19 protein-coding genes are annotated in these 24,719 nt (G+C 60.6%); 10 read left to right on the top strand and 9 right to left on the bottom strand.

Features of this window, described 5'->3' with window-relative positions; genetic code table 11:
* The first annotated feature begins 2 nt into the window (after window positions 1-2).
* The 3 genes from ACTWLJ_RS25865 to ACTWLJ_RS25855 all read left to right on the top strand — a co-directional run bounded on the left by ACTWLJ_RS25865 (window position 3) and on the right by ACTWLJ_RS25855 (window position 7,238).
* Entirely contained in the window at window positions 3-1,730 is a 1,728-nt protein-coding gene (locus ACTWLJ_RS25865) for a ShlB/FhaC/HecB family hemolysin secretion/activation protein (RefSeq protein ID WP_445179018.1), read from the top strand.
* Window positions 1,731-1,840: 110 nt separating this feature from the next.
* The gene (locus ACTWLJ_RS25860; protein ID WP_445179017.1) at window positions 1,841-6,307 is read left to right on the top strand and encodes a hemagglutinin repeat-containing protein; all 4,467 of its coding nucleotides are present in this window, start codon (window positions 1,841-1,843) and stop codon (window positions 6,305-6,307) included.
* Between the two features lie 202 nt (window positions 6,308-6,509).
* Window positions 6,510-7,238 carry a class II aldolase and adducin N-terminal domain-containing protein gene (locus tag ACTWLJ_RS25855; protein ID WP_445179016.1) on the top strand — a complete coding sequence of 243 codons (729 nt, stop codon included), beginning with the start codon at window positions 6,510-6,512 and terminating at the stop codon, window positions 7,236-7,238.
* 46 nt (window positions 7,239-7,284) lie between these two features.
* Here ACTWLJ_RS25855 and ACTWLJ_RS25850 read toward each other — a convergent pair whose 3' ends face one another.
* From ACTWLJ_RS25850 to ACTWLJ_RS25840, 3 genes are read right to left on the bottom strand one after another with little or no spacing between them, the layout of a single operon-like run.
* Entirely contained in the window at window positions 7,285-8,307 is a 1,023-nt protein-coding gene (locus tag ACTWLJ_RS25850) for a GlxA family transcriptional regulator (RefSeq protein ID WP_445179015.1), read from the bottom strand.
* A 15-nt stretch (window positions 8,308-8,322) separates the two neighbouring features.
* Window positions 8,323-9,984 carry a choline dehydrogenase gene (locus ACTWLJ_RS25845; RefSeq protein ID WP_445179014.1) on the bottom strand — a complete coding sequence of 554 codons (1,662 nt, stop codon included), beginning with the start codon at window positions 9,982-9,984 and terminating at the stop codon, window positions 8,323-8,325.
* 38 nt (window positions 9,985-10,022) lie between these two features.
* A complete protein-coding gene (locus tag ACTWLJ_RS25840; protein ID WP_445179013.1) occupies window positions 10,023-11,192 on the bottom strand; it encodes an aromatic ring-hydroxylating oxygenase subunit alpha in 1,170 nt (389 codons plus the stop codon).
* Window positions 11,193-11,406: 214 nt separating this feature from the next.
* Here ACTWLJ_RS25840 and ACTWLJ_RS25835 point away from each other — a divergent pair, with 214 nt between their 5' ends.
* The 4 genes from ACTWLJ_RS25835 (at window position 11,407) to ACTWLJ_RS25820 (ending at window position 15,949) form a co-directional block, all read left to right on the top strand.
* The gene (locus ACTWLJ_RS25835) at window positions 11,407-11,784 is read left to right on the top strand and encodes a c-type cytochrome (RefSeq protein WP_445179012.1); all 378 of its coding nucleotides are present in this window, start codon (window positions 11,407-11,409) and stop codon (window positions 11,782-11,784) included.
* Between the two features lie 118 nt (window positions 11,785-11,902).
* Window positions 11,903-12,403 carry a sigma-70 family RNA polymerase sigma factor gene (locus ACTWLJ_RS25830; protein ID WP_401210586.1) on the top strand — a complete coding sequence of 167 codons (501 nt, stop codon included), beginning with the start codon at window positions 11,903-11,905 and terminating at the stop codon, window positions 12,401-12,403.
* Window positions 12,404-12,443: 40 nt separating this feature from the next.
* Entirely contained in the window at window positions 12,444-13,427 is a 984-nt protein-coding gene (locus tag ACTWLJ_RS25825; RefSeq protein WP_445179011.1) for a FecR family protein, read from the top strand.
* A gap of 98 nt (window positions 13,428-13,525) precedes the next feature.
* Window positions 13,526-15,949 (top strand): TonB-dependent siderophore receptor, encoded by a 2,424-nt coding sequence (locus ACTWLJ_RS25820; protein ID WP_401210592.1) that lies wholly within the window; start codon window positions 13,526-13,528, stop codon window positions 15,947-15,949.
* Between the two features lie 47 nt (window positions 15,950-15,996).
* Here ACTWLJ_RS25820 and ACTWLJ_RS25815 read toward each other — a convergent pair whose 3' ends face one another.
* Window positions 15,997-17,148 carry an MFS transporter gene (locus ACTWLJ_RS25815; RefSeq protein ID WP_445179010.1) on the bottom strand — a complete coding sequence of 384 codons (1,152 nt, stop codon included), beginning with the start codon at window positions 17,146-17,148 and terminating at the stop codon, window positions 15,997-15,999.
* Between the two features lie 254 nt (window positions 17,149-17,402).
* Here ACTWLJ_RS25815 and ACTWLJ_RS25810 point away from each other — a divergent pair, with 254 nt between their 5' ends.
* Entirely contained in the window at window positions 17,403-18,392 is a 990-nt protein-coding gene (locus tag ACTWLJ_RS25810) for a diaminopimelate epimerase (protein ID WP_445179009.1), read from the top strand.
* Between the two features lie 129 nt (window positions 18,393-18,521).
* Here the strand turns inward: ACTWLJ_RS25810 and codA are convergent, their stop codons facing one another.
* The 5 genes from codA to ACTWLJ_RS25785 all read right to left on the bottom strand — a co-directional run bounded on the left by codA (window position 18,522) and on the right by ACTWLJ_RS25785 (window position 23,839).
* Window positions 18,522-19,769, bottom strand: coding sequence for a cytosine deaminase (gene codA, locus ACTWLJ_RS25805; protein ID WP_401210599.1), 1,248 nt, complete (start codon window positions 19,767-19,769; stop codon window positions 18,522-18,524).
* 13 nt (window positions 19,770-19,782) lie between these two features.
* Window positions 19,783-21,054 carry a cytosine permease gene (codB, locus tag ACTWLJ_RS25800; protein WP_445179008.1) on the bottom strand — a complete coding sequence of 424 codons (1,272 nt, stop codon included), beginning with the start codon at window positions 21,052-21,054 and terminating at the stop codon, window positions 19,783-19,785.
* 242 nt (window positions 21,055-21,296) lie between these two features.
* The gene (locus ACTWLJ_RS25795; RefSeq protein ID WP_445179007.1) at window positions 21,297-22,109 is read right to left on the bottom strand and encodes an alpha/beta fold hydrolase; all 813 of its coding nucleotides are present in this window, start codon (window positions 22,107-22,109) and stop codon (window positions 21,297-21,299) included.
* A 208-nt stretch (window positions 22,110-22,317) separates the two neighbouring features.
* Window positions 22,318-22,674: a 6-carboxytetrahydropterin synthase QueD gene (gene queD / locus ACTWLJ_RS25790; protein ID WP_007955941.1), complete on the bottom strand. Its 357-nt coding sequence runs from the start codon at window positions 22,672-22,674 to the stop codon at window positions 22,318-22,320.
* A gap of 85 nt (window positions 22,675-22,759) precedes the next feature.
* A complete protein-coding gene (locus ACTWLJ_RS25785) occupies window positions 22,760-23,839 on the bottom strand; it encodes a patatin-like phospholipase family protein (protein ID WP_445179006.1) in 1,080 nt (359 codons plus the stop codon).
* A 260-nt stretch (window positions 23,840-24,099) separates the two neighbouring features.
* Here ACTWLJ_RS25785 and ACTWLJ_RS25780 point away from each other — a divergent pair, with 260 nt between their 5' ends.
* Together ACTWLJ_RS25780 and ACTWLJ_RS25775 are read left to right on the top strand one after the other, a co-directional pair.
* Window positions 24,100-24,408 carry a PepSY domain-containing protein gene (locus tag ACTWLJ_RS25780; protein WP_445179005.1) on the top strand — a complete coding sequence of 103 codons (309 nt, stop codon included), beginning with the start codon at window positions 24,100-24,102 and terminating at the stop codon, window positions 24,406-24,408.
* Window positions 24,408-24,719, top strand: a complete 312-nt coding sequence (locus ACTWLJ_RS25775) for a PepSY domain-containing protein (protein ID WP_401210610.1) — start codon at window positions 24,408-24,410, stop codon at window positions 24,717-24,719. Before ACTWLJ_RS25780 ends, ACTWLJ_RS25775 begins: the two co-directional genes overlap by 1 nt.

The raw sequence follows: 24,719 nt of genomic DNA, 5'->3' as shown, positions 1-24,719 counted from the left end.
GAGTGCCGTATTTGTTTCGCGCTGTGATTCGTTGTTGTGCCACGCGTTGCCCGCTGTTGTCGGCCTTTGTGTTGAGTGTCTGTGCGTTCTCGATTGAAGCTGCCGACCCTGTCGCGCCGGGCCAGGAAGTGCTGCGCCAGCAGCAACAGCAGCAGCGCGATCTGCAACAGTTGCAGCTTGAGCAAAGAAAGCGGCAACTTGAACGCGGCGCGTTCGGGCCGGCGCCAGTCACCCCCGCAATCCCTGAAACTGTTACCCCCGACGAGCGTTGCTGGCCGCTAAGTGGCACGCGGGTCGGCGGCGTCACGCTGATCGACAGCGACAAACTCAACGCACGGATCAAACCGTTGCTCGCGCAGTGCATGGGCGTCGGCCAGATCAATCATCTGCTGGCGACCATCACCGCGATTTACGTCGAGAAGGGTTATATCGCCAGTCGTCCGTACCTGAGTAGTGCGCCAGCGGCGGGGCAGTCGCTGGATGTTGTGGTCGACGAAGGCTACATCGAGTCCATCGAACTGGCCGATCAGAGCTTGCCGGTTTCGCTCGGCGGCGCATTTCCCGGGATGCTCGGCGCGCCGTTGAACCTGCGTGATCTGGAACAAGGTCTGGATCAATTGAACCGCTTGCGCTCGATTGATCTGACCGCCGACATCACCCCCGGCAGCCAGCCCGGCGCGTCGCGGATCATCCTGCGTTCGCGCACCAGCGGCCAGTCGCGCTGGGCCTTGGGACTGGGCGCCGATAACCTCGGCAGCGCCAGCACCGGGCGTGATCGCGATACCGTCAGCCTGAGTCTTGATAGCCCGCTGGAACTCAACGACCTGTTGAGTCTCAGCGCCAGCGACACGCTTAATCACGGCGACCGTTACAGCCGCAATGCCAGCCTGTATTACGCGATCCCTTACGGTTACTGGACGTACAGCGTGTTCGCCAGTCACGCCGAATATCGCGCGCCGTTCAAATTGCCGAGCGTGACTTTTCACAGCACCGGCACCACTGATCAACTCAGTCTGCGCGCCGACCGCGTGTTGTGGCGCGACCAGAGCCGCCAGCTCAGCGCCAACCTGCAACTGGCGCACAAGGATGTCGACAGCTATCTGGAAAACGTCCGCTTGGGGATTCAGAGCCCGACCCTGACCGTGGCCGAGGCCGGACTCAATCTGTTCTGGCTCGACCGTGCGGTGTGGAACCTCGATTTCAATTACGCCCAGGGCCTGCGTTGGCTGGGTGCCGACGACGACAGCGCGCACCCGATCAAAAATTTGCCCAAGGCGCAGTTTCGCAAATACCGCGCCGGTCTCAGTCAGTGGCGCAACGGCCAGTTCGGTGCGCAGGTCTGGCAATGGCAGAGCCAGCTCAATCTGCAATACAGCCCCGATCCGCTGCCGGTCATCGAACAACTGCTCGGCACCGACGACTCTGCCGTGCGCGGCTATCGCGTCAGCAGTGCTTCCGGTGCCAGCGGCGCGATCTGGCGCAACACGTTGCGCCTGCCGCTGCGCACTGAATGGCCGGTGCAGATCACCCCGCGTGTCGGCCTCGACCACGGCTGGATCAAAGCCGACCATGGCGCACAAGGCCAGCGCCTGAGTGGCGCCAGCATCGGCCTGAATCTGGGCTGGAAGAATCTGCAAGTGGACGTCGATTACCAACGCAGCCTCGACACCCCCAGCGGTTTGCAGCACGAGCCAGAAACATGGCTGATGCGAGTGGGACTACAGATATGAAATGTGCAGATTTGAATCAAGTGAACAAACAGCCGCTGGATCTGAGCGCGACAGCCGCGGCCTTCATCCCAACGCGCAGCGTGATGCCGTACTTACATGGAGAGTGACTTATGCCAGTGAACACCTTTGCGTTTCATCTTTCCCCTCGGGGCAAACTGCGCTGGGCAATTGCCAGCCTGTTCTTCGCCGTACACCTGCCGAGCGCTTTGGCTGGCGGTGTCGTGGTCGCTCCCGGGCCTGGCGGCACCGCGCAATTGCAGACTCAGGGCGGCGTGCCGATCGTTAACATCGTCGCGCCGAACGGCTCGGGCCTGTCGCACAACCAGTTCCTCGATTACAACGTCGACCGTCAGGGCCTGGTGCTGAACAACGCCTTGCAGGGCGGACAGTCGCAACTCGCCGGACAACTGGCCGCCAACCCGCAATTGCAGGGCCAGGCCGCAAGCGTGATCCTCAATGAAGTGATCAGCCGCAACGCCTCCTCAATCAACGGCGCGCAGGAAATCTTCGGGCGCGCCGCCGATTACGTGTTGGCCAACCCCAACGGTATTTCGGTTAACGGCGGCAGTTTCATCAACACGCCAAACGCCAATCTGGTGGTGGGTCGTCCGGAACTCAACGACGGCAAACTGCAAGCGCTGAGCACCCGCGACGCAACCGGTCAGTTGCAGATTCAGAGCGGTGGCCTGCGCAACGGCGAAGGCTCGATCAACCTGATCGCCCCACGCATCGACAGCCAGGGCGCGATCAATGCCCGCGATCAATTGAACCTCACGGTCGGGCGCAATCAGGTGGACTACGACAGTGGTCAGGTGAAAACCGTTGACCCGGCAGGCCACACCACCGATCAACGCATCGACGCCAGCCTGTTCGGCGCGATGCAGGCCGGGCGCATCAATATCGTCAGCACCGCTGAAGGTGCGGGCGTGCGGGTGGGGCCGGTGCAAGTTGCCGGGCGCGACGGCGTGCAGATTCGTTCTGCCGGCGACCTCAGCGTCAGCGGTCAGGCAGTGCCCGACAGCCTCGACGTGACCCGCGCCGGTATTCGCAGCAGTCAGGGCGACGTCGGTCTGCACAGCGGCAAGGATTTGACCCTGGCCGCGACCGATGTCAGTGGCCGCGATGTCACCGTCAATGCCAAGCGCAACCTGACCCTGACCACCGTCGAGAGCCGCAAGCTCCAGGAAAAACGCGAAAACTGGAACAACAGCACCATCGGTATCACTTGGGAAACCTACGACCGCACCGAGACTGACAGCGACTCGCGCCAGCACGGCAGCCAGATCGTCGCCAGCCGTGACGTCAAACTGTCGTCCGGCAAAGACACTGAACTGAAGGCCGCCAAGGTCGAAGCGGCGAAGAATCTCGACGTGCAAAGCGGCGGCGATCTGCGTCTGACCGCTGCCACCGAAAGCCACACCAGGACCGATCAGGGCAACCATCGCAAGCATCTGTGGAAAGCCAACTGGAACACCAGCAGCGAAGAGCAGCGCAGTGTTACCAGCCAGTTGAAGGGCGGCAATATCGCCCTGCAAACCGCCGCGTTGCTGCGCTCCGAAGGTGCTGAATTGAACAGCGCCGGTGATCTGCAACTGGCCGGCAAGCAAGTGGAAATCACCACCGCCACACGCACCAATCGCAGCAGCGATAACAGCTACTCCGGCGACCTGGTCGGCGGCGGGTTCTTCGGTAAAACCGGGGACGCCGACAAAGGCCAGACTCAGCATCAGGGCAGCAAAATCAACGCCACCGGCAAACTCATCGTCAAGGCTGACGACGTGCGCATCAGCGGCAGTCAGGTGCGCGGCGGCACCGACGCCAGTGTGATCAGCGACAAAGGTTCGCTGATCATCGACGGCGTGCAGGACACTTCCCACAGCAATAATCACGACAAGGACAGCAAGTTCTTCGGCATCAGCAAGGACGAGTCGCGCCAGAACAGCAAGGACAGCACCACGGTGCGCAGCGAACTGGTGTCGGACAGCAACCTCAAGCTCAAGAGCGCCAAAGACATTGAAGTGGCCGGCTCGACGGTCAAGGCTGGCGGCGCGTTGAATGCCGATGCGGCAGGGGACGTGAACGTGCATTCGGCACAGAACACCCATGACAGCAGCGACAGCACGCAGACGCGTGGTTTCGATGCCTACGCCAAGGAAAACACGCCGGAACAATATCGCGCCGGGATTCATTACGAAGACAAACAGCAGACCGTCGCCAGCAACGACGTCACCCAGCAAGGCTCCAGCCTCAGCGGTGGCAGCGTGCAGGTGAAGGCCGGCGGCGACCTGACGATCAGGGGCGCGGACGTGAAGTCCACTGCTGGCGATACCACGCTGAGCGGCAAAAACGTCTCGCTGCTGGCCGAAGAAGACAGCCACAAAACCTCGACCGACAAGAGCAGCACCGGCGGCGGTTTTTACTACACCGGCGGTCTTGACCGTGCGGGCAGTGGCGTTGATTTCGCTCACAGCACCTCGCAAGACACCACCAGCAAAACCACCGCGCAAACCACGGGTGTGCAAAGCAGCGGCGGCCTGACGATCAATGCCGACAAGCTCAGCACCGAAGGCGCGCAACTCAAGGCTGGCAACGGTCTGAATGTGGTCGCCAACGAGATCGACAACCGCGCAGCGAGCAACACCGACAGCAGCACTCACACCGAGAGCAACTGGTCGGCGGACATCGGTGCCAACGTCGAATACAAAGACATCGCCCGGCCCATTGCCGGTGCGGTCAAAGACGTGCTCGGCGGCAAGATTCCGGACAAGGATGCACTGGGCAATCTCGGCCAGCCGAACGTCGGCATCGACGTCGCGGTCGGTCACGGCAACGCCAGCAAAACCGAGCAAAACAGTAACGCCGTGGTCAGCCGTTTTGATGGCGGCACTGTGGACGTGAAGGTCAATGGCACGCTGCACGACCAAGGCACGCAGTACAACGCCAGCGCCGGCAAAGTGAACATCAGCGCCGATCAACTGGTGGCCGATGCCGCGAGCAACACCCACAGCAGCAGCGACACCGCCACTGACGCCAAGGTCGATGTACGCGTCTACACCAAAACCGGTGAGGACGTGAACGTCGCCGGCAGCGGCGCGGGCGGCAACAGCCAAACGCGCAAGGATTCGTCCACTGCAGTGGTCGGCGGTTATGCCGGCAACCAGGGCGTCAACATCAATGTGGCGGGCAATGCGCAATTTGAAGGCAGTCGTTTCGATGGCGGTCAAGGCGCGGTCAACGTCAAGACTGGCGGCGATCTCGCGCTGAATCAGGCCAACGACCGCCAGAGCAGCGACAGCTCCAGCCTGCGTGGCAATGCTTCGTTGACGGTCGGCACCTTGCCGGGCACCGACGGCAGCAATGTTGATCTCGGCGCCGGGTTCCAGCTCGATCACACCGGCAAGCAGACCAGCGATAGCCAAGCCCATGTCGCGAGCATTCACGGCAATGGCGTGCAACTGAGCAGCGGCGGCAATCAGATCCAGCAAGGCACGAAAATCGACAGCACTGGCGGCATCGATCTGCACGCCGACGGCAAGCTCGATCTGCAAGCGGCCACCGACACGCATACCGCCAACGGCAGCAATCTCGGCGGTGGCTTGAAGGGTGGCGCCAGCAAATCCAGCAGCGAGAAAAGTCGTGATCAGGGTGGCAATCTCAGCGGCAACTTCAACATCGGTCGGGTCAATGAAAACTCGCAGACTCTGAACGGTGGTCAGCTCAACGCTCAGGGTGCGGTTGCTTTGAGCGGTGATTCTGTGCGCCTGCAAGGCACACAGGTCAACGCATCCAGCGTCAACGTCGATGCGCAGAAGGGCGGTTACGTTCAGGAGTCGGCGCAATCCACCGATAGCCGCAACAACTGGAACCTTGCACTGAACGCTGGCGGCAACCTGAGCAGCAAAACCCCAACGGCTGCTGATGAAAAAGCCAGCAGCGACCACGGCTTCAACGCCGGGGCCAAGGTTGGTGTGGATTACCTGCAAGGCACCACGCAGCAGAACAGCCAGATCAAGGCTGACACTGTGGTGCTCAACAGCGCAGGTGATGCTCAACTGTCGGGTGCGCGGATCGACGCGAAAACTGTCAGCGGCAAGGTCGCGGGTGATTTGACCGTCGAAAGCCGTCAGGACACTTCCAGTCAAGCCAAGGTCGATGTCGACCTGGGCCTGACGGCGAAGAAAAACCCACCGGATGACAAGAAAAAACTCGCCGGCACCGACTACAAGCCAACGCTGAAAGTCGACGGAGAATACACGCACAAGGACAGCGTCGCACAAGCCTCCGGGATCAGCGGCAGCCAGGGTGTGAACCTCAACGTCGGCGGCACCACGCAACTGACGGGCGCACGGATTTCTTCGGCAGCAGGCAAGGTGGATCTGGGTGATTCGAAGGTCAGCAGCACCGACCTGACCAGCCGCAATTACGGGGTAAAAGCCGGACTGGACCTGCCGCAGAAAACCGAAGAAAACGCACCGAAAATTTCCCTTGAAAACGGCAATCTGAAAGTCGGCCCGGTGACCCTCAGCGGCCACCTCGACAGCCAGACCCTGCAAGCAGGCATCGACGAAAAAGGCTAAAACACCGCAAAACCCTGTGGGAGCGGGCTTGCTCGCGAAAGCGTCTGTTCAGTCAGCAAAAATGCAGACTGAACAGACGCCATCGCGAGCAGGCTCACTCCTGCATTTGATCTGCCGGCTCATTGCGGCAACTGCTGTCGTTTCCCGTCAAGTCGATATTCCTCAGCGCCCTAAACTCGGCTGAAACCGGGAGACAAGCGCCATGACTCACCCCACCGAAACCCTGCGAATCCAGCTCGCCTGCGCCTTGCGCTGGGCCGCTCGCCTGAACCTGCACGAATCGATTGCCAACCACTTCAGTGTCGCGACCTCTGCCGATGGTCGCGAGTTTCTGATCAATCCTTACGGCAAACATTTCTCGCGGATCAGGGCCAGCGAACTGCTATTGCTCAATACCGAAGACCCCAGCCGCCTCGACCAGCCGAACGCTCCCGACCCGACGGCCTGGGCGTTGCACAGTGCGTTGCATCGCAACCAGCCACATGCCCGCTGCATCCTGCACACCCACAGCAAATACGCGACGGCACTGGCCTGCCTGAAAGATTCGCGACTGCCACCCATCGAGCAGAACAGCATGCGTTTTTTCGAACGTGTGGTGATTGATGAGGGGTTTGATGGCATGGGCCTGGGCGAGGAAGCGCAGCGAGTCAGCCGTTTGCTGGGAGACAAGCCGGTCCTGCTGATGGGCAATCATGGATTGCTGATCGCCGCACCGACGGTGGCGCAGGCGTTCGATGATCTGTATTACTTCGAACGTGCATGCGAGGTGTACATCACTGCGCTGGCAACCGGACGTGAATTGCGCGTAGTCAGTGATGAAGTGGCACGCAAGACGTGTCGGCAATGGCTGGATTACACAGGTTTTGCGGATAAGCATTTCAGTGCGTTGATGGGTATTCTCGATGAAGAAGACTCCACCTACCGAACCTGATGGACCTCGCACCGACCCCCTGAGCTGCCGCAGTGAGTGTGGCGTTTCAGGCGGGCGCTTTACCCAGCGGCTGACGCATCACCGGTGCACTCCACACTTGCCGCCGGTCCTCGCTCGGCGGGCAGCCGAATCTTGCCCGATACGTCCGCGAAAAATGCTCCAGCGAACCAAACCCCGAACACGCCGCTACCTGCGCGACACTCATTTGTGTCTGTTGCAGCAGATTGTGCGCCCTGGCCAGGCGCAGCGTGATGTAGTACTTGAGCGGCGACAGCCCGGTCTGATGCTTGAACTGGCGCTCCAGTTGCCGCCGCGACAGGCCCACGGCTTCGGCAATCGCTTCGCAGTCCAGTGGTTCCTCCAGGGCCTTTTCCATCAACTGCACAGCGCGGCGGATTTTGTTGCCGAACAGGCCGCTGTTGCCCAGCCCGCCATCGAGCTGATTGTCCGCCGGGGCGCGCATCTGCCCCATCAGCAGGTGCAGGCCGATTTCCCGCGCAAGTTCCAGATCGAAGCGCTGACCGATCCAGCCCAGCAGCATATCGAGAATCGTGGTGGCGCCAGCACAAGTCAGACGCTGACGTTCCAGGGTGTAAAGCTGCGGCTTGGCCAACACCCTTGGATAGCTTTCCTGAAACCCTTGCAGATTGTCCCAGTGCACGGCGGCTTCATAACCGTCGAGCACGCCGGCAGCGGCCAGCAGTTCGGTGCCGGTCTCGACGCCCATCAGTACCGCGCCGAATAACGCTTGCTTGCGCAACCAACTCTTCAGCGCGGCATTGCGGCTGTGCTGATGCACATCGAAGCTGGCGAGCACCACGCAGGCATCGAAGCTTTGTTCGCCATGCAAACCTGCGCTGACCGTGCTGATCAGGCCGTTGCTGGCCGGCACCGGTTCACCGTCGAGCGACAGCAGCGTCCACTCGAACAGCGTGCGCTGGCTCAGCCAGTTGGCGATGGCCAAGGGTTCGAGGATTGCCGCCAGACCGAAGTTGGAAAACGCCGGCAACAGCAACACCGCCACGCGCAAGGGTGGGCCAACGACAGCGGGGGCGGCGGGTTTGCTCATGGCTATCTCTACGTCTCAGCGTTGTTCGGTCTGCCAGTGCGGATGCATCCACACCGGCACATCGGCGGATGGCGGCGGGGCGCAACCGCGAATCAGGTCACTGGCCTTTTCCGCGATCATCACCGTCGGCGCGTTGGTGTTGCCGCTGACAATCATCGGCATGATCGAGGCGTCCATCACCCGCAACCCGTCGAGGCCATGCACGCGTAATTGTGCATCGACCACCGCTTGCGGATCACTAGCCGGGCCCATCTTGCAGGTGCCGCTGGCATGGTAGCCGGTTTCCGTGACGTGCCGGGCCCAGGCGTCGAGTTCGGCGTCGGATTGCGCGTCCATTCCCGGCACCAGCTCTTCGCCCTTGAACGCGGCCATCGCCGGTTGGTTGATGATCTCGCGCACCAGCCGTGCGCCGGCGCGCATGTCGGCGCGGTCCTCGGCGGTTTTCAGGTAATTGAACTGAATGCGCGGCGGGCGGCGCGGCTCGGCGCTGTGCAAGGTGACGCTGCCCAGGCTGGTCGGACGCATCAGGTCGATGTGAATCTGGAAGGCATGCCCCGGCACCAGATCGACACTGCCCGGTTGCACCGCCAGCGGCATGAACGTCAGTTGTAGATCCGGATGCTCGATCCCTGCCCGCGAACGCAGAAACGCGCCAGCCTCGAAATGGTTGCTCGCCGCCACACCATCGTGACGGATAAACCAGCGCGCGCCGATCCACCATTTGCCCGGCGCGGTAGTCCAGCGATACAACGACACCGGCTGCTTGCAGCGGTACTGCACAACCGCATCCGGATGATCGTTGAGTCGGCGGCCGACGCCGGGCAGGTCGTGGACCACGCTGATCCCGAGGTCACGCAACTCTGCTGCCGGGCCGACGCCCGAGAGCAGCAACAACTGCGGCGAATTGATCGCACCGGCCGTCAACAACACCTCGCGGCGAGCACGAACAATTGACGTCTCGCCACTCTGTTCGTACTCAATTGCCACCGCCCGCAGGCCGTCGAACAAGATGCGCAATACCAAGGCATCGGTAACCACCTGCACGTTGTCTCGGGTCAATGCCTCATGCAGATAACCGCGAGAAGTGCTCCAGCGCCGACCATTGCGAGTGGTGCGATCCACCGGCCCGAACGCCTCTTGCCGGTAGCCGTTCAAGTCATCGCTCAGCCCATAACCGGCCTCGGCACCCGCCGCCAGAAACGCCGCGCACAACGCTGAACTGACGTCGCCGGGTATCACATGCAAATGCCCTTCGGCTCCGCGATAAGCGTCGGCGCCTGCGGCGTGTTGTTGCGCACGCTTGAAGTACGGCAGCACCTCGCGATAGCTCCAGCCATCGCAACCCTGTTCAGCCCAACTGTCGTAATCCCGGGCATGACCACGGATATAGACCATGCCGTTGATCGACGATGAGCCGCCGAGTGTACGACCTCGCGGTGTGCCGATTCGCCGCCCGTCCAGATACGGCTCGGGTTCAGACTGATAGCTCCAGTTGAAGCGCGTGCCGCCAACTACAATGCCCACCGCTGAGGGCATGTCGATGGTCCAGCTCTTGTCCTCAGGCCCGGCTTCGATCAATAGAATCCGCACGTTCGGGTCTTCGCCCAAACGATTGGCCAACACGCAACCTGCCGATCCGGCGCCCACAATCAGGTAATCAAACCGGGTTTTGTCCATGGTCTGCTCCATTCAATCGAATGCAAGGGAAGGGCGGATCAGTCCACGGATGGCCCGTGAATGCCGTTGAACACCAGCCGATGAAAGTGATGCACCAGATGCTCGCTTTCATTGCTGCGCTGGGCGTCGATCATGTAACGGCCCTGATCGTAGCCGAGCGAGCGCAGGCCCTTCTGCACCGAGATATTCAAAGCGATATCTTCTGGACCAAGGTCCTCGTTCATCCACTTCATGCATGCCGTGCTGACGGCAGCGGTTTGCGGATTGCTGGAGTAGTAACCGAAGCGCAGCAGCGAGCGTTCGGCGTCCAGCGGGATCATGATGAACGAGCCGAGAAACTCGGAGAAGGGGAAGGTATAGAAGGTGTTGTTCGGCCATAACCCGAGATTGAAAAAGCATTCCTGCGGACTGAGGTCAGGTCGCAGCGGCACGCCGTAAGCTTCGCTCGCCGACAGATTGGCTGGTGCCGCGTACGTCCACCAGTTGTCGCGTTTGCTCAACTGATAACCTTTGAAATCGATCAGTTTGGCCAGGTCGATATGGCACGGCCCGGACAATTTGAAGTGATAGCCCTCGATGGAGTTGTCCATGATCACTTTCCAGTTGGCTGGCACGATCACGTCCTGTTCTTCGATCAAGTGCATGTCGGTCAGGTCCGGAAATACCCGGTGCATTTCTTCGTTGGCGCCGGGAAACAGATCACGCATTGACGCTGCATTCGGGTCGAGGTTGAAGTAAATGAACCCGCCGAATTCTTCGGTGCGCACCTGCGGAATGTTGAACTGTTGCAGTTCGAAATTCTTCATCCGCTCACAACGCGGCGCACCGCGCAGGCTGCCATCCATCTCGTAGCACCACGAGTGATAGGCGCAGCGCACCACGCCGCCGGTGGTGCCACGGCGCTCCTCCAGCAGACGATTGCCGCGATGCTGGCAGACGTTGTGAAAACCATGAATCTGCCCCTGCCGGTTCCTCGCTACCACCACACTTTGATCGAACAGATCAGTCACCACGAATTGACCAGGCTCGGCAAACTCACTGACGTGCCCGGCCACATGCCAGGCACGCATGAAGATATTGTCGCGCTCGGCACGAAACAGGCTGTCGTCGTAGAAGTAACGCGAGGGCAGGGTGAAGGCCTGCTCAGGGTCCTGCGAATCCCAGGCGTCGACCGGACTGTGCTGTTTGCGGGTCTGAAAATTATGCATGAGGCGATCTCCACGGCGTGTTCGTGTTGTTGTGGGATCTAATCTAGGGTGTGGGAGGATGGGGCAGTTGATGGATTGCGACCCGTTGTGTGCAGAAACCATCAAGAGATATTCCAGGCTGATCAATGGCTGTCAGTGGAGCCTCGTATAAGCTCTGTTAATGAATGAACTCTGTTCAAATATTTATAAAAACAACTGTATTCGATAAGGCTATATGAAATTATCACTCGTCACTTTGTCAGGGCTTTTGTTGCTGATTCAAACTTCACTATCCCTTGCGGATAATGCCAATGGGAAAGATCTCTATGTTCAGAGATGTGCCGTGTGCCACGGGGCGGATATAAAAGCGACTGGCCCATTGGCTAACAAGAGCAACCCTCCAACACCTGACCTTACAACAGCCGCTTTCAAGAAACGTTTAAATGAGTATCCGGGCGTTATTGTGTCATCAGTAGTGCTTCGCCCCGGTGGAAACCTGATTCCAAAAACGTTGCGAGAAAACGCTGTAAAGATACCGCCGCACGCCTGGAGTGTTAATGATCTGCGCGATCTGAATCAATACATGAGCGGCGTGATTTCGAAAACACGGTGATCTTGAGGTAAGAGGCGAGCAAAAAAACCGCAATACTCTTTATCGCTGTTTCAAGGAATGATTTGCCGGGCTTAATAGGAAGCATTACTATTCACGCCCCATTCCTCAGCGTGCCGCAATGATCCCCATGCTGCCCCGCAGACCCGGCTTTTTCGAGCATTACGAAGAGTTGATCGGCACCTGGACCCGCCGCCTGCGCAATCGCTCGCAGGCCGAGGATCTGGCGCACGACACCTTTGTGCGTGTGCTCGAATCCGATTCGACGGCGGTGCAGCAGCCTCGGGCGTATTTGCATCAGACCGCGCGCAATATCGCGGTCGACGGTTATCGGCGTGAGGATCGACGGGGAGCCATGGAGTCGGAGGCGATCGATCACAGTGAGTCGTCAACCGGCGACCCGGAGCATTACATGCATGCGATCCAGCTGGCCGATTCCATCGAGCGGGCGCTCGCGGAGCTGCCGGTCAATTGCCGGCGGATTTTCGTCTGGCAGAAGATCGAGGGCCTGACGCAGGCGGAAATCGCCGAACGCCTCGGGCTGTCCAAGAACATGGTGGAAAAGTATATGATCCGCACCCTGCGGCATTTACGTGACCGTCTCGACGGCTTGCAGTCATGAGTGCTCGCAGCTTTTCATCCCCAGCCAAACAGGACATTCCATGATGGAACCTCGTGATTGCGCGTGCGGGCAAACAACGGTGCGCGATGAAGCGGCACGCTGGTTTGTGCGTTTGCAGGAGCCGGCCATCAGTGCTGACGAACAGCAGCGCTTCGACGCCTGGCTGAGCGAACATCCGCAGCACCGTGACGAATTCCAGTTGCTGCAAGGCTTGTGGACGGCGGCTGATCTGCTGCCGGTGCCACGCTTGAAAGCCTTGTGTGAAACCCCGCCAGACCGCCGCAAACGCCGGCCGCTGGTGCGTTATGCCGTAGCCGCCAGTGTGTTGGCCGTGGCGCTCGGCCTGGGTTTGTTCAGTGGTTTGAATCATCCCGACGGCTACAGCGCCGAGTTCGCCACCGCGCTCGGCGAGCGCAAGCATGTGGCGCTGCCGGACGGCTCGGTGATCGATCTCAACAGTCGCAGCCGTTTGCAGGTGCACTATGAAAAGGATCGCCGGGTCATTGAGTTGACCGAGGGCGAGGCGATGTTCAGTGTCGAGCACGATACTGCTCGACCGTTTGTGGTCGAGGCCGGCAGCGGCAAGGTCACGGTCACCGGCACCCGTTTCGATGTGCGCCGCGATGTCACCCAGACCCGGGTCGCGGTGGAGCAGGGCACGGTGAAAGTGCAGGGCCGGAATGCACCCGACAACCAGTTCATCAGCCTGACCGCCGGCCTCGGTACGCATGTCGATGCGCAGGGCGTGGTGGCGACGGCTTACGCGGTCAATCCGGCAGAACTGACCGCTTGGCGCAGCGGCAAGCTGGTGTTCAACAATGCCAGTCTCAGCGAAGTGGTCGAGGAAGTTTCGCGTTATCGCGACAAGCCGCTGACGGTCACCGACCCGAGCGTAGCCAGTCTGCGCCTGACCAGCGTGTTCAAATCCGACAACACCGACGCCTTGCTCAAGGCCTTGCCAAACATCCTGCCGGTGGCGATTCGCTCGCTTGCCGACGGCAGTCAGGAAATAATTTCAAAATAAAATTCAGGTTTTTTTCGAGTTCGTCGTCTTCCTGTTCAACTGCAACTGGTTTGCATTAACAGCCGCACACTCTTGCGATCCACAGGACTACGTACGACGTGAAAAACACCTCTGCCAACAACAAAAAATCCCCTTGGTTACCGCTGGCACTCGCGCTGGCGGTCAACGCTGCAATGCCGCTGGCATACGCTGCCGACGCCATTCATATCCGCGCCCAGCCACTGGGTCAGGCGCTGAGTGAGCTGGGTCAGCAGACTTCGCTGCAAGTGTTTTTCAGTCCGGATCTGGTTGCCGGCAAACAGGCTCCGGCAGTTGACGGCAACCTGTCGCCGGAACAGGCCCTGCGCCAATTGCTGCAGGGCAGTGGTCTGGAATATCAGATCGATGAAGGCTCGGTGACCCTCACGCCAGCACCGACTTCCGCAACCAATGGCCCGCTGGAACTGGGCGTGACCGACATCAAAGTGGTCGGCGACTGGCTCGGTGACGCCAACGCCGCCGTGGTGCAGAACCATCCCGGCGCCCGCACAGTGATCCGCCGCGAAGCGATGGTCGAGCAGGGCGCGATGAACGTCAGCGACGTGCTCAAGCGCGTGCCAGGTGTGCAGGTGCAGGATTCCAACGGCACCGGTGGCAGCGATATCTCGCTGAACGTCGGCGTGCGCGGCCTGACTTCGCGCCTGTCGCCACGCTCCACGGTGTTGATCGACGGCGTACCGGCAGCCTTCGCGCCGTATGGTCAGCCGCAACTGTCGATGGCACCGATTTCCTCCGGCAACCTCGACAGTATCGACGTGGTACGCGGTGCCGGCTCGGTGCGTTATGGGCCGCAGAACGTTGGCGGGGTGATCAACTTCGTGACCCGGGCGATTCCGGAAAAAGCCACCGGTGAAATCGGCACCACACTGGAAACCTCGCGCTACGGCGGCTGGAAACACATCGACACGGCATTCCTCGGTGGCACCGCCGATAACGGCATGGGCGTGGCGTTGTTGTACTCCGGGGTCAACGGCAACGGTTACCGCGAGCGCAACAACAGCAACGACATCGACGACGTGATCCTCAAGACCCATTGGGCACCGACCGATCAGGACGATTTCAGCCTCAACTTTCACTACTACGATGCCAGCGCCGACATGCCCGGCGGCCTGACGCAGAAGCAATATGACGACAAGCCGTACGAGTCCGACCGCGACTACGACAACTTCAGCGGTCGTCGCAAAGACGTGTCGTTCAAGTGGTCCCGGCAGATCGACGACCGCACTCAGGCGGAAGTGCTGACCTACTACTCCGACAGTTTCCGTGGCAGCACGATTGCCGCCCGCGACCAGAAAACCCTCAGTTCCTATCCGCGTACCTACTACACCTTCGGCATTGAACCGCGGGTGTCCCATGTGTTCGATGTCGGCCCGACCACGCAGGAAGTCAGCGTCGGTTATCGCTACCTCAAGGAAGGCATGCATGAAGAGGCCAGCCGTCTCGCGTTGGTGAACAATCAGCCGGTGGTGACCAAGTCTTCCGACGGCCATGTCTATCAGGATCGCACTGGCGGAACTGAAGCCAATGCGTTCTATGTCGACAACAAGATTGATGTCGGCAACTGGACCATCACCCCGGGTATCCGCTTCGAAGACATCAGCACCGAGTGGCATGACCGCCCGGTACTCGACACCTCGGGTAAACCGGTTCAGGAAAAGCGTCGCAGCATCGACAGCAACGAACCGCTACCGGCGTTGAGCGTGATGTATCACATGTCCGACGCGTGGAAACTGTTTGCCAACTACGAAACCTCGTTCGGCGCCTTGCAGTACTTTCAGCTGGGGCAGGGCGGCTCGGGTGACCAGACCGCCAACGGCCTGAACCCGGAAAAGGCCAAGACTTACGAGATCGGTACGCGCTACAACGATGACGTGTGGGGCGGCGAAGTGACGCTGTTCTACATCGACTTCGACGATGAGCTGCAATACATCAGCAACGACGTTGGCTGGACCAACCTCGGCGCGACCAAGCACCAGGGGATCGAAGCATCGGTGCATTACGACATGGCCGCGCTTGATCCTCGCCTCGACGGCCTGAGCGCCAACGCCGGTATCACTTACACCCGCGCTGTTTACGAAGGCGAGATTCCGGGTTTCAAGGGCCGCGATCTGCCGTTCTATTCGCGTCAGGTGGCCACGGCGGGTCTGCGTTATGACATCAATCGCTGGACTTATAACGTCGATGCTTTCGCTCAGTCCAAGCAGCGCTCGCCGGGCACCGGGGTCAACGCTGATGGCAGTTTCAATGGCAACTACATCACCGACGGCACGGCGGACGGGCAGTACGGCGACATTCCGGGTTACGTGACCTGGAACGTGCGTGGCGGTTATGACTTTGGTGCGCAGCTGTCAAACCTGAAGCTCGGCGCCGGGGTGAAAAACGTCTTCGACAAGCAGTACTTCACCCGCTCCAGCGACAACAACTCGGGGATGTACGTCGGCGCGCCGCGCACGTTCTTTGTGCAGGCCAGCGTTGGTTTCTGACACTTGACCCTGTGGCGAGGGAGCAAGCTCCCTCGCCACAAATGGGGTCAGACCTTCAGCACTTTCCCGCCAACCGCCACTGCCACCAGCAGCACCGCCATCAAGCCGAAGGCGAAACTCAAACTGCTGGCATGCGCGACAAAGCCGATCACCGCCGGGCCCGCCAGAATTCCCGCATAACCGAGCGTAGTGATTGCCGGCACCGCGATGCTCTCCGGCATGACCGTCTGTTTGCCGACCGCTGTATAAAGCACCGGCACGATGTTCGAACACCCGGCGCCGACCAGCGCATAACCCAGCAACGAGGCCTGCCAGCTTGGGGCGAAGGTTGCCAGAAACAGACCTGCTGCCGCCGTCAGTCCGCCAAACAGAATGATCCGCGTGGCGCCCAGCTTGCGGACAATCCGGTCACCCAGCAAACGGCCCACGGTCATGGTCAGCGCGAATGCGGCGTAGCCAAGTCCCGCATAGGCCGGGGCGATTCCGCGTTCCTCGGTCAAAAACACTGCACTCCAGTCCAGCGCCGCGCCTTCGGTGAGGAACACGATGAAGCACATCCCGCCAATGAACAGCACGATGCCATGGGGAATCGCGAACGCCGGGCCCGAGCTTTCGCTGCCGTAAGGCAACATGTGTGGCACGGCTTTGAACAGCGCCGCGATCAGCACCACGACCACCACCAGCATTGCCGTCAGCGGTGTCAACCCAAGGCCGAGCAGGGCGCTGACGCCCGCCGCGCCGACAATCCCGCCGAGGCTGAACAAACCGTGAAACCCCGACATCATGTTCTTGCCGCTGGCCCGCTCGACGATCACTGCTTGCAGGTTCACCGTCGAATCCACCGTGCCCAGTCCGGCACCGAACATGAACAGCGTGGCGATCAACGCCGGAATCGACGACACCGTTGCCAGCAACGGCAACGCCGCGCAGATCAGCAAGGTGCCGCCGGTCGCGACCCGGCGACAGCCGAAACGCGTGGCCAGAATCCCCGCCAGCGGCATCGCCAGAATCGAACCAACCCCCAGACATAACAGCAACAGGCCTAGCGTGCCTTCATCCAGTCCGGCCCGCGCTTTTGCGTACGGTACTAATGGCGCCCATGCCGCGATACCGAGCCCGGCGATGAAAAAAGCGATGCGCGTGGAAATCTGTTGCAGGCGTCCGGGGACGAAAGTGTCTTGGGAGTTGAGGCTGGTCATATCGATCCTTGGCAAAAAACGTCGCGTCCCCGAATGACAATGAGCGTGCGTCGAGGTTCGCTCGCAGCGGTTGCTGATTCGGTTCAGTGGCCTATCGTTGCACAGCTTTTCTGTGGGAGCGAGCCTGCTTGCGAAAGCGCTATGTCTGCCAGCGTGGATGTCGGCTGTCACTCCGTCTTCGCAAGCAGGCTCGCTCCCACAGGGGATTGCGTTTTACAGTGGAGTCTTTGAGGAATTTTGAAAAGGGCTGGTTGATGACGCAGTTCTACGATGCACGGGGCAATATCTACGGGGTGATTTCGCCTCAGGCGTTACGTGACGCGGGAATTGATTTACCGGCTACCGCTGCCGAGTGCGCGTTGTCGCGCCAGACATGGAGCGAGGCGGCAGTGGCGCTCTGTTGCGATTGGCCTGAAGGCCAGCGCCCGGCCAACGGCAAACACCATCGCAGTGACGGTCTGCTGATCGGGCCGTTCCAGAACTCGCCGCCATTTGACCTGCTGATCGTTAACACTGACGGCACCCTCGCAGAACGCAGTGGCAACGGTTTGACGATCTTTTCCCAGGCCTTGCTTGAGCAAGGATTGATGCCGCAGGAAGGGGCGTTGCTGCGGGTGCATCACGACAAAAGCGATACACAATCACCGGGTGAAACCTCGGTCAAACCGGCTTCGGTCGACGGTGTGCAGGGTTTCTGGCTCGACCTTGGTCAGCCCGGATTCGGCCCGTCAGCGGTCGCGGCTCATGGCGTTGGAAAAGTGCCGTTCAATGGCCGCGAAGTCAGCCGGGTGCAACCTTTGGCACAACTCGATCCGGCCTGGACTCACAGCCAGTTTGTGCGGGTCGGCAATCCCCACTGTGTGACGCTGGTCGCTGACATCGCGGCGCTGCCGAGTAATGAGCAAATGCGCGAATCACCGCTGGCCGAAGGTTTGACCAGCATCGCCTACGCCATGCCGACCGGCGCAGGTCAGCCATGCCCGGCAGGCGTCAACCTGCAATGGGCGATGCTCGAAACGCCGAATCGCTTGCAAGCGCGGGTGTTCGAACGCGGCGAAGGCCCGACCGAGTCTTCCGGCACCAGCGCCAGCGCAGTGGCTTGCGCGGCATGGCGGGTGGGCTGGGTCGAGGCTGGCGAAGTACACGTCGTCATGCCCGGCGGTACCGCGCCGGTTTTGCTCGAAGCAGTGCAAGGTGAGTTGGTGCGCGTCAGATTGTTCGGTACGGCGCGGTTGATGGGCTGAATTCAAAACCGCTATCGCGAGCAGGCTCGCTCCCACAGGTTTTGTGAGTTGCCTCAAACTGTTTGCACAACACCAAACCCTGTGGGAGCTGGCTTGCCAGCGAAGGGGCCAGAAGGCTCAACAACAATCTCAGTTCAGGTCAGCACTGAACTCCACCACCGGCATCTGCCGCTTCATCAGCACCTTGCCCGCGCGGATCGAGTACAACGGCAAGCCCTGGCTGCGGATGACCTCGTAATCGCTGTCCGCCGACAGGATCAACAGGTTCGCCGGACGCCCCTGTTCCAGGCCATAACGCTCACCCAGATTCATCGCTTTGGCACTGTTGTCGGTGACCAGATCCAGCGCACTTTGCAGGTTGCGGTAACCGAGCATATGGCAGATGTGCAAACCGGCTTCAAGCACCCGCAGGATGTTGCCGTTGCCCAGCGGATACCACGGATCGACAATCGAGTCCTGGCCAAAACACACGTTCATTCCGGCTTCCAGCAACTCGTTGACCCGGGTCACGCCACGGCGTTTCGGGAAGTTGTCGAAGCGTCCTTGCAGGTGAATGCTTTCGGTCGGGCACGAGACAAAACTGATCCCCGAATGCCCGAGCAGGCGGAACAGTTTGGCGCAGTAGGCGTTGTCGTAAGAGCCCATCGCCGTGGTGTGGCTGGCGGTGACGAGGGCGCCCATGTCGCGGCTACGTGCTTCTTCGGCGAGCACTTCGAGAAAGCGTGAATGCGGGTCATCGGTTTCATCGCAATGCACGTCCACCAGACAACCGGTGCGCTCGGCCAGGTCCATCAGAAACTTCACCGAACTGACACCCTGATCCCGGGTGTACTCGAAATGCGGGATGCCGCCGACCACGTCCGCGCCCATGCGGATCGACTCTTCCATCAGCTCGCGACCATTGCGGAACGACTCGATGCCTTCCTGAGGGAACGCGACGATTTGCAGGTCGATCAGGTGACGGCTTTCCTCACGTACTTCGAGCATTGCCTTGAGCGCGGTGAGGCTCGGGTCGGTGACGTCGACGTGAGTGCGCACATGCTGGATGCCATGGGCAGCCAGCGTTTGAATGGTCTTCTTGGCGCGAGTCTTGGTGTCTTCTTCGGTGATGGTGACCTTGCGTTCGCCCCAGCATTCGATGCCTTCGAACAGCGTGCCGCTCATGTTCCAGCGCGGTTCGCCGGCAGTCAGGGTGGCGTCGAGGTGAATGTGCGGCTCGACGAAGGGCGGTACCACCAGATTGCCACCGGCATCGAGGTCGTCAGGCCCCAGGTTCGGGGCTTCGGTCTGACGGGCGATGCTGCGGATCAGACCGTCTTCGAGGTGCAATTGGTGCAGGCCGTCCTGATTGCGCAGGCGAGCGTTGATGATGTGCATCAGGCAAATCCTTTTATAGATCTTGTAGTGGTGCGGCAGCGCTGCGGGCGCCGAGCACGCCGGTGACGATGACATACGTTAGCGCGGCAGCGGCGATCCCTACCAGCGGCGCGACCCATGGCGAGCTGAAGGCGGCAAGGGTGCCGACCGCGTAAGCGCCGAGTCCCGGCCAGTTGAAGGCCGGCAGCCGTGCGTCGGCCAGTCGCGGGTAACGGCCGCGCCAGCGGAAGAAAAAGTCGGCCATGATCACGCCACCGATGGGCGGAATCACCGTGCCAAGCAGAATCAGATACGGCACCAGCATGTCGTACATGCCGAGCAATGCGAGCAGGGTGCCGATCACCGCGCCGGCGAGGGTCACGGTTTTACGGCGCTGAGTGCGCAGCAGATTGCAGCCGGCGACGGCGAAGTTGTAGATGGTGTTGTCCTGGGTACTCCAGATGTTCAGCAACAGCATGGCCATCGCGGCCATGGCGAAGCCTTGCAACAGCAACACTTCGACCACGTCCGGTTGCTGGTAGACGATGGCGCCGTAGGCTCCGATCAATACCATCAGGCCGTTGCCGATAAAGAAACCGATCAGGCTGGCCAGTACCGCAACCTTGGCCGAGCGCGAGAAACGCGTCCAGTTGGTGGCCTGGGTCGCGCCGCTGACGAAGGTGCCGAACACCAGAGTGATGGCGGTCGACCAGTCCATCGAACCGCTGGGCATCACGCTCAGCAATCCCTCGAATCCGCCAACCTTTACTGTTGCGACCCACATCGACAGCATCAGCAGCAACATCATCGCCGGCACTGCGATGTACGACAGAATCTCCAGTCCGCGATAACCGACATACGCCGTGGCGCAGAACATCAGGCCGAACAGCACCATCAAGCCGAGCACCGTGCCCTGATCCAACTCGAAGTATTTACCGAGCACCACCGCAGCGGTCGCCGTGCCCCAAGCGTACCAGCCGATCTGGGTGAAACCGAGGATCAAGTCGCTGAGCTTGCTGCCGACTTCACCAAAACAGAAACGCCCCATCAACACCGAGTTGAGGCCGCTCTTGAACGCGATGTAACCGAGCCCCGCCGCGTACAGCCCCAACAGCAGATTGCCGACGACAATCACCGCGAGCATCTCGCTGAAACTGAACGCCACTCCCAGCTTGCCGCCGGCAAACATGGTCGCAGTAAAAAAGGTGAACCCCAGCAGCACCATCGCCGTGGAAGCCAGGCCCTTGCGCGCGTGCATCGGCACTTCGCTCAGGGGGTAATCGTTGCCGGGATCGTTTTGCGTCATGGGGCGTTCCTTGCTGAAAAGGGGAGGACGCGGGAAGGGTTGCAGTGGTCGTGCCAGTCACGGATTCGCGAGGTTATGTATAGACGAGATGACGGATTTGGCGCGAAAGCGGTGCACCTGAGTGCACGCGGGCCCAATGTGGGAGCGAGCTTGCTCGCGAAGGCGCTGGGTCAGCCAAAGCAGGTGGTGGCTGATAGGCCGCTTTCGCGAGCAAGCTCGCTCCCACAGGGGATTGCGGTGGGTTAGAGGAATCGCAGGAGGGCGGCGACGATGGCTTCGGGGGCGTCTTCCTGGACCAGGTGGCCGGCGTTCGAGATCGAGTGGAACTGTGAGCCGGGGATCATCTGGTGCAATACGCGGCCGCGTTCGATGGGAATCCATTGATCCTGTTCACCCCAGAGAATCTGCACCGGGCAGCGGATTGTCGGGTACAGGCCTTCCACCTCGCGGGTGAAGCGCTCATCCATCTGCGCGATCTGGCGATAGAACGCCGCTTGCCCGGGTTCGCCAAGCCATGGCTGCACATAGGGCGCCAGCTCGGCGTCGGGCATCTCGCGGTGAATCGCCCCGCGAATATAGGTTGGCACAATCGCCCGCTGGATGTAGTCGGGCAGCCCGCTGAACGCCGCTTCATGCTGGCGCACATGCTGCACGAATGGCGAACCCCAAGGGGCGAGCGCGACCGGGTCGATCAGCGTCAGGCTGCGGTAATCCTTGCCGTTAAGCAGGTGCGTGCGCAGAGCGGTGGCGCCGCCGAAGTCGTGGGCGACGACGTCCGGGCGTTCGATATTCCAGTGTTCGAACAATTGCGCCAATAGCTGATTTTGCACGCCGAGGGAGACATCGGCGTCGGGTTGTGCGGAGCGGCCATAGCCCAGCAGATCGAAATAATGCACCCGGTGCGTGGCGAAAAAGTGCGGCGCGATGCGGTGCCACACGTAAGACGAGAAGGGTGTGCCGTGCACAAACACCAGCGGTGGGCCGTCGCCGCGCACGGCATGGCGTACTGGGTGCCCGTTGAAGTCGAAGATTTGATCCAGCAGCCAGTCAGTCATCGGCCTGTGCTCTTGGCGGGTTTGAGCCAAAAAGCATAGGCATAAAAAAACAGCCGTGAAGGCTGTTCTTTATTTTCCTGCACAAACACAGAACCCTGTGGGAGCCAGCCTGCTGGCGATAGAGCTGGGTCAGCCAGTGCAAATACCGACTGACACGCCTTCATCGCTAGCAGGCTAGCTCCCACAATGGGATTTATGTGGTTCGGGATCACTCACCGCGATAGATGCAACCGCTGGTGCAGGTCTCGTGGATGCGGATTGCGCTGAGTTCCGGCAGCAGTGGCTTCAGCTCATTCCAGATGAATTTGGCCAGCACTTCGCTGGTCGGGTTTTCCAGGCCGGGAATGTCGTTCAGGTAGTTGTGATCCAGACGCTCGTACAGCGGCTTGAAGATCGCCTTGATTTCCGAGAAGTCACGAATCCAGCCAGTGTGCGGATCGAGGTCGCCGCTCAGGTGAATCGCCACTTTGAACGAGTGGCCGTGCAGACGCCCGCACTTGTGGCCGTCCGGTACGTGCGGCAGGCGGTGGGCGGATTCGAAAGTAAATTCCTTGAAGATTTCCACAGTGTTTTCGGCTCTGTTCAGGTGGCGTTCGCCGCAGCGATTCGGGCAGGCGGCGAGTTTACCAGCTTGTGTTTGGCCGTGCTGACTAAAGGGTCAGCAAGCGCTCGGCGAGGCGACCGTTGGCAGTCAGTTCGAGAAACTCGTCGCCCAGGCGCCGGCTGTCGTCCATCGCCGCGCGCCAGTATTTCTGTCGGGCCGGCGCATCGCCCATGAAGCGTTTGAAGTCATTCCGGTCGGGCAGTTTGCCGAAGGGCAGGCGTGCCAGATATTCCTTGGAAGGCGCGAGCAGCAGCACGTCCTGCAAGCGTTCTACCGAGGCGCGGCGCCATGGCAAAGTCTTGTCGAACCAGCCCGGAATCACCCGGTCGGTGAAGTGCGGATAAAGCACGATACCGTCGCCGCTGTAAGGCAGATCGAGGTGATAGTCGAGCAGGCCGCCATCGCGGAACGTGCCGGCACCGGCACCCGGCAGGTCGCGCACACCTTCCATGACCATCGGGATCGACCCCGAGGCCAGCAATGCCTGGCGCAGGTTATTGGCATCAAGGGCAACGAAGCGCGACGGGAAATCGTTGAGCGCGTGGACCGGCGGCGCCAGACGCGGATCGTGGATGATCAGCCGTTCGAAGTGCCGCGACAGCCGTGCGCGGCCGCGCAAGTTGTCGGCGATCACCGAGCCCAGCGCCAGGCCGAGCCGGCCACGATGATCGTCCGCCAGACGCCCGTGGCTTTTGACCACCATGATGTTCAAGCGGTAATCGGCATTGTTGAGGATGCTCGCATCGCGACCGTCGAGCAGATCATTGAGCATGCGCTGCGAGCTCTGGCTGATCTCGGCCATGGTCACGCCTTTGTTGAAATTCTGCTCGGTGTACAGATGCCCGAGGCGGCGGATGCCTTCGGCGGCGTCCGGCAGACAGGCGCTGGCGAAGCGCCAGGAACCGACCGAGGCGCCGATCAGCGAGCGCTCACGCGGTGCGGTCGGCAGCCATTCGCCGAACAGCGCCAGATCCAGCCCCTGAATCCCCAATGCTTTCGGGCCACCGGCCGCACCGGGCAGGGTGCCGACATCGATGGCGTTCAGGCCTTGAGCACGGATGCGCGCCATCGCACGCGGACCGGCCTTGAGGGTGAGGGCGGGGAACTTGATGTGAATGGCGGTCATACCGGTCTCGATCGTTAGCAAGCGAAGCATTATAAGCACAGTGCATACCCTGTGGGAGCGAGCTTGCTCGCGAATGCGGTCAATCAGTCGATACTTGAATTGGCTGACCCACCGCCTTCGCGAGCAAGCTCGCTCCCACAGGGTTTTGCATGAATCTGCCAATGTGGTGATGTCATGGCCGATGATGGCCATTCAGTTTCAGTTAAGTTCAAATCGTTAAGGTGCCGTCCGTAGCAACACATAAAAATACGGAGACACCCATGAAAACCCTGACTGCCCTGTCCATCGCCGCGATCATCGGCCTGACCGCCAGCATCGCCCATGCCCGTGATCTTGGCCCCGACGAAGCCCTGCGCCTGCGCGACGCTGGTACTATCGTGTCTTTCGAGAAGCTCAATGCCACGGCGCTGACCCGACATCCCGGCTCGAAGATCACCGATACCGAACTGGAAGAGCAGTACGGCAAGTACATCTACCAGATTGAACTGCGCGACCCGCAGGGGCTGGATTGGGATCTGGAATTAGACGCGGTCAGCGGGCAAGTGCTCAAGGATCATCAGGATACGTAATGAAGGTTATTGTTCGCGTCACCAGTCGGACTGCGCTGGCGCTCGTGATTGTCTGCTCGACGGCGCTGGCTCGTGACCTCGATCAGGACGAAGCCCTGCGCCTGCGTCAGCAGGGGGTGATCCTGCCGCTGGAGCAAGTGCTGCAACAGGCACTGGATCGCTATCCCGGCGCAAAACTGCTGGAAGTCGAGCTGGAAGAGAAGCACGACGTCTACGTTTATGAAGTCGAGTTGCTGACCGTCGAAGGTGTGGCGCGTGAGCTGCACCTCAAGGCCGATACCGGTGAATTACTGAAAGACAAGGAAGATTGA

The sequence above is a fragment of the Pseudomonas sp. McL0111 genome, from assembly GCF_052567255.1.
This window is presented reverse-complemented; position numbering and strand designations above follow the sequence as displayed.

What these genes read in the sequence shown, in the direction of transcription:
- ACTWLJ_RS25860 (WP_445179017.1), top strand. Translation starts at nt 1,841, where the DNA reads ATGCCAGTGAACACCTTTGCGTTTCATCTTTCCCCTCGGGGCAAACTG.
- ACTWLJ_RS25855 (WP_445179016.1), top strand. Translation starts at nt 6,510, where the DNA reads ATGACTCACCCCACCGAAACCCTGCGAATCCAGCTCGCCTGCGCCTTG.
- ACTWLJ_RS25850 (WP_445179015.1), bottom strand. Translation starts at nt 8,307, where the DNA reads ATGAGCAAACCCGCCGCCCCCGCTGTCGTTGGCCCACCCTTGCGCGTG.
- ACTWLJ_RS25845 (WP_445179014.1), bottom strand. Translation starts at nt 9,984, where the DNA reads ATGGACAAAACCCGGTTTGATTACCTGATTGTGGGCGCCGGATCGGCA.
- ACTWLJ_RS25840 (WP_445179013.1), bottom strand. Translation starts at nt 11,192, where the DNA reads ATGCATAATTTTCAGACCCGCAAACAGCACAGTCCGGTCGACGCCTGG.
- ACTWLJ_RS25835 (WP_445179012.1), top strand. Translation starts at nt 11,407, where the DNA reads ATGAAATTATCACTCGTCACTTTGTCAGGGCTTTTGTTGCTGATTCAA.
- ACTWLJ_RS25830 (WP_401210586.1), top strand. Translation starts at nt 11,903, where the DNA reads ATGATCCCCATGCTGCCCCGCAGACCCGGCTTTTTCGAGCATTACGAA.
- ACTWLJ_RS25825 (WP_445179011.1), top strand. Translation starts at nt 12,444, where the DNA reads ATGATGGAACCTCGTGATTGCGCGTGCGGGCAAACAACGGTGCGCGAT.
- ACTWLJ_RS25815 (WP_445179010.1), bottom strand. Translation starts at nt 17,148, where the DNA reads ATGACCAGCCTCAACTCCCAAGACACTTTCGTCCCCGGACGCCTGCAA.
- ACTWLJ_RS25810 (WP_445179009.1), top strand. Translation starts at nt 17,403, where the DNA reads ATGACGCAGTTCTACGATGCACGGGGCAATATCTACGGGGTGATTTCG.
- codA (WP_401210599.1), bottom strand. Translation starts at nt 19,769, where the DNA reads ATGCACATCATCAACGCTCGCCTGCGCAATCAGGACGGCCTGCACCAA.
- codB (WP_445179008.1), bottom strand. Translation starts at nt 21,054, where the DNA reads ATGACGCAAAACGATCCCGGCAACGATTACCCCCTGAGCGAAGTGCCG.
- ACTWLJ_RS25795 (WP_445179007.1), bottom strand. Translation starts at nt 22,109, where the DNA reads ATGACTGACTGGCTGCTGGATCAAATCTTCGACTTCAACGGGCACCCA.
- ACTWLJ_RS25785 (WP_445179006.1), bottom strand. Translation starts at nt 23,839, where the DNA reads ATGACCGCCATTCACATCAAGTTCCCCGCCCTCACCCTCAAGGCCGGT.
- ACTWLJ_RS25780 (WP_445179005.1), top strand. Translation starts at nt 24,100, where the DNA reads ATGAAAACCCTGACTGCCCTGTCCATCGCCGCGATCATCGGCCTGACC.
- ACTWLJ_RS25775 (WP_401210610.1), top strand. Translation starts at nt 24,408, where the DNA reads ATGAAGGTTATTGTTCGCGTCACCAGTCGGACTGCGCTGGCGCTCGTG.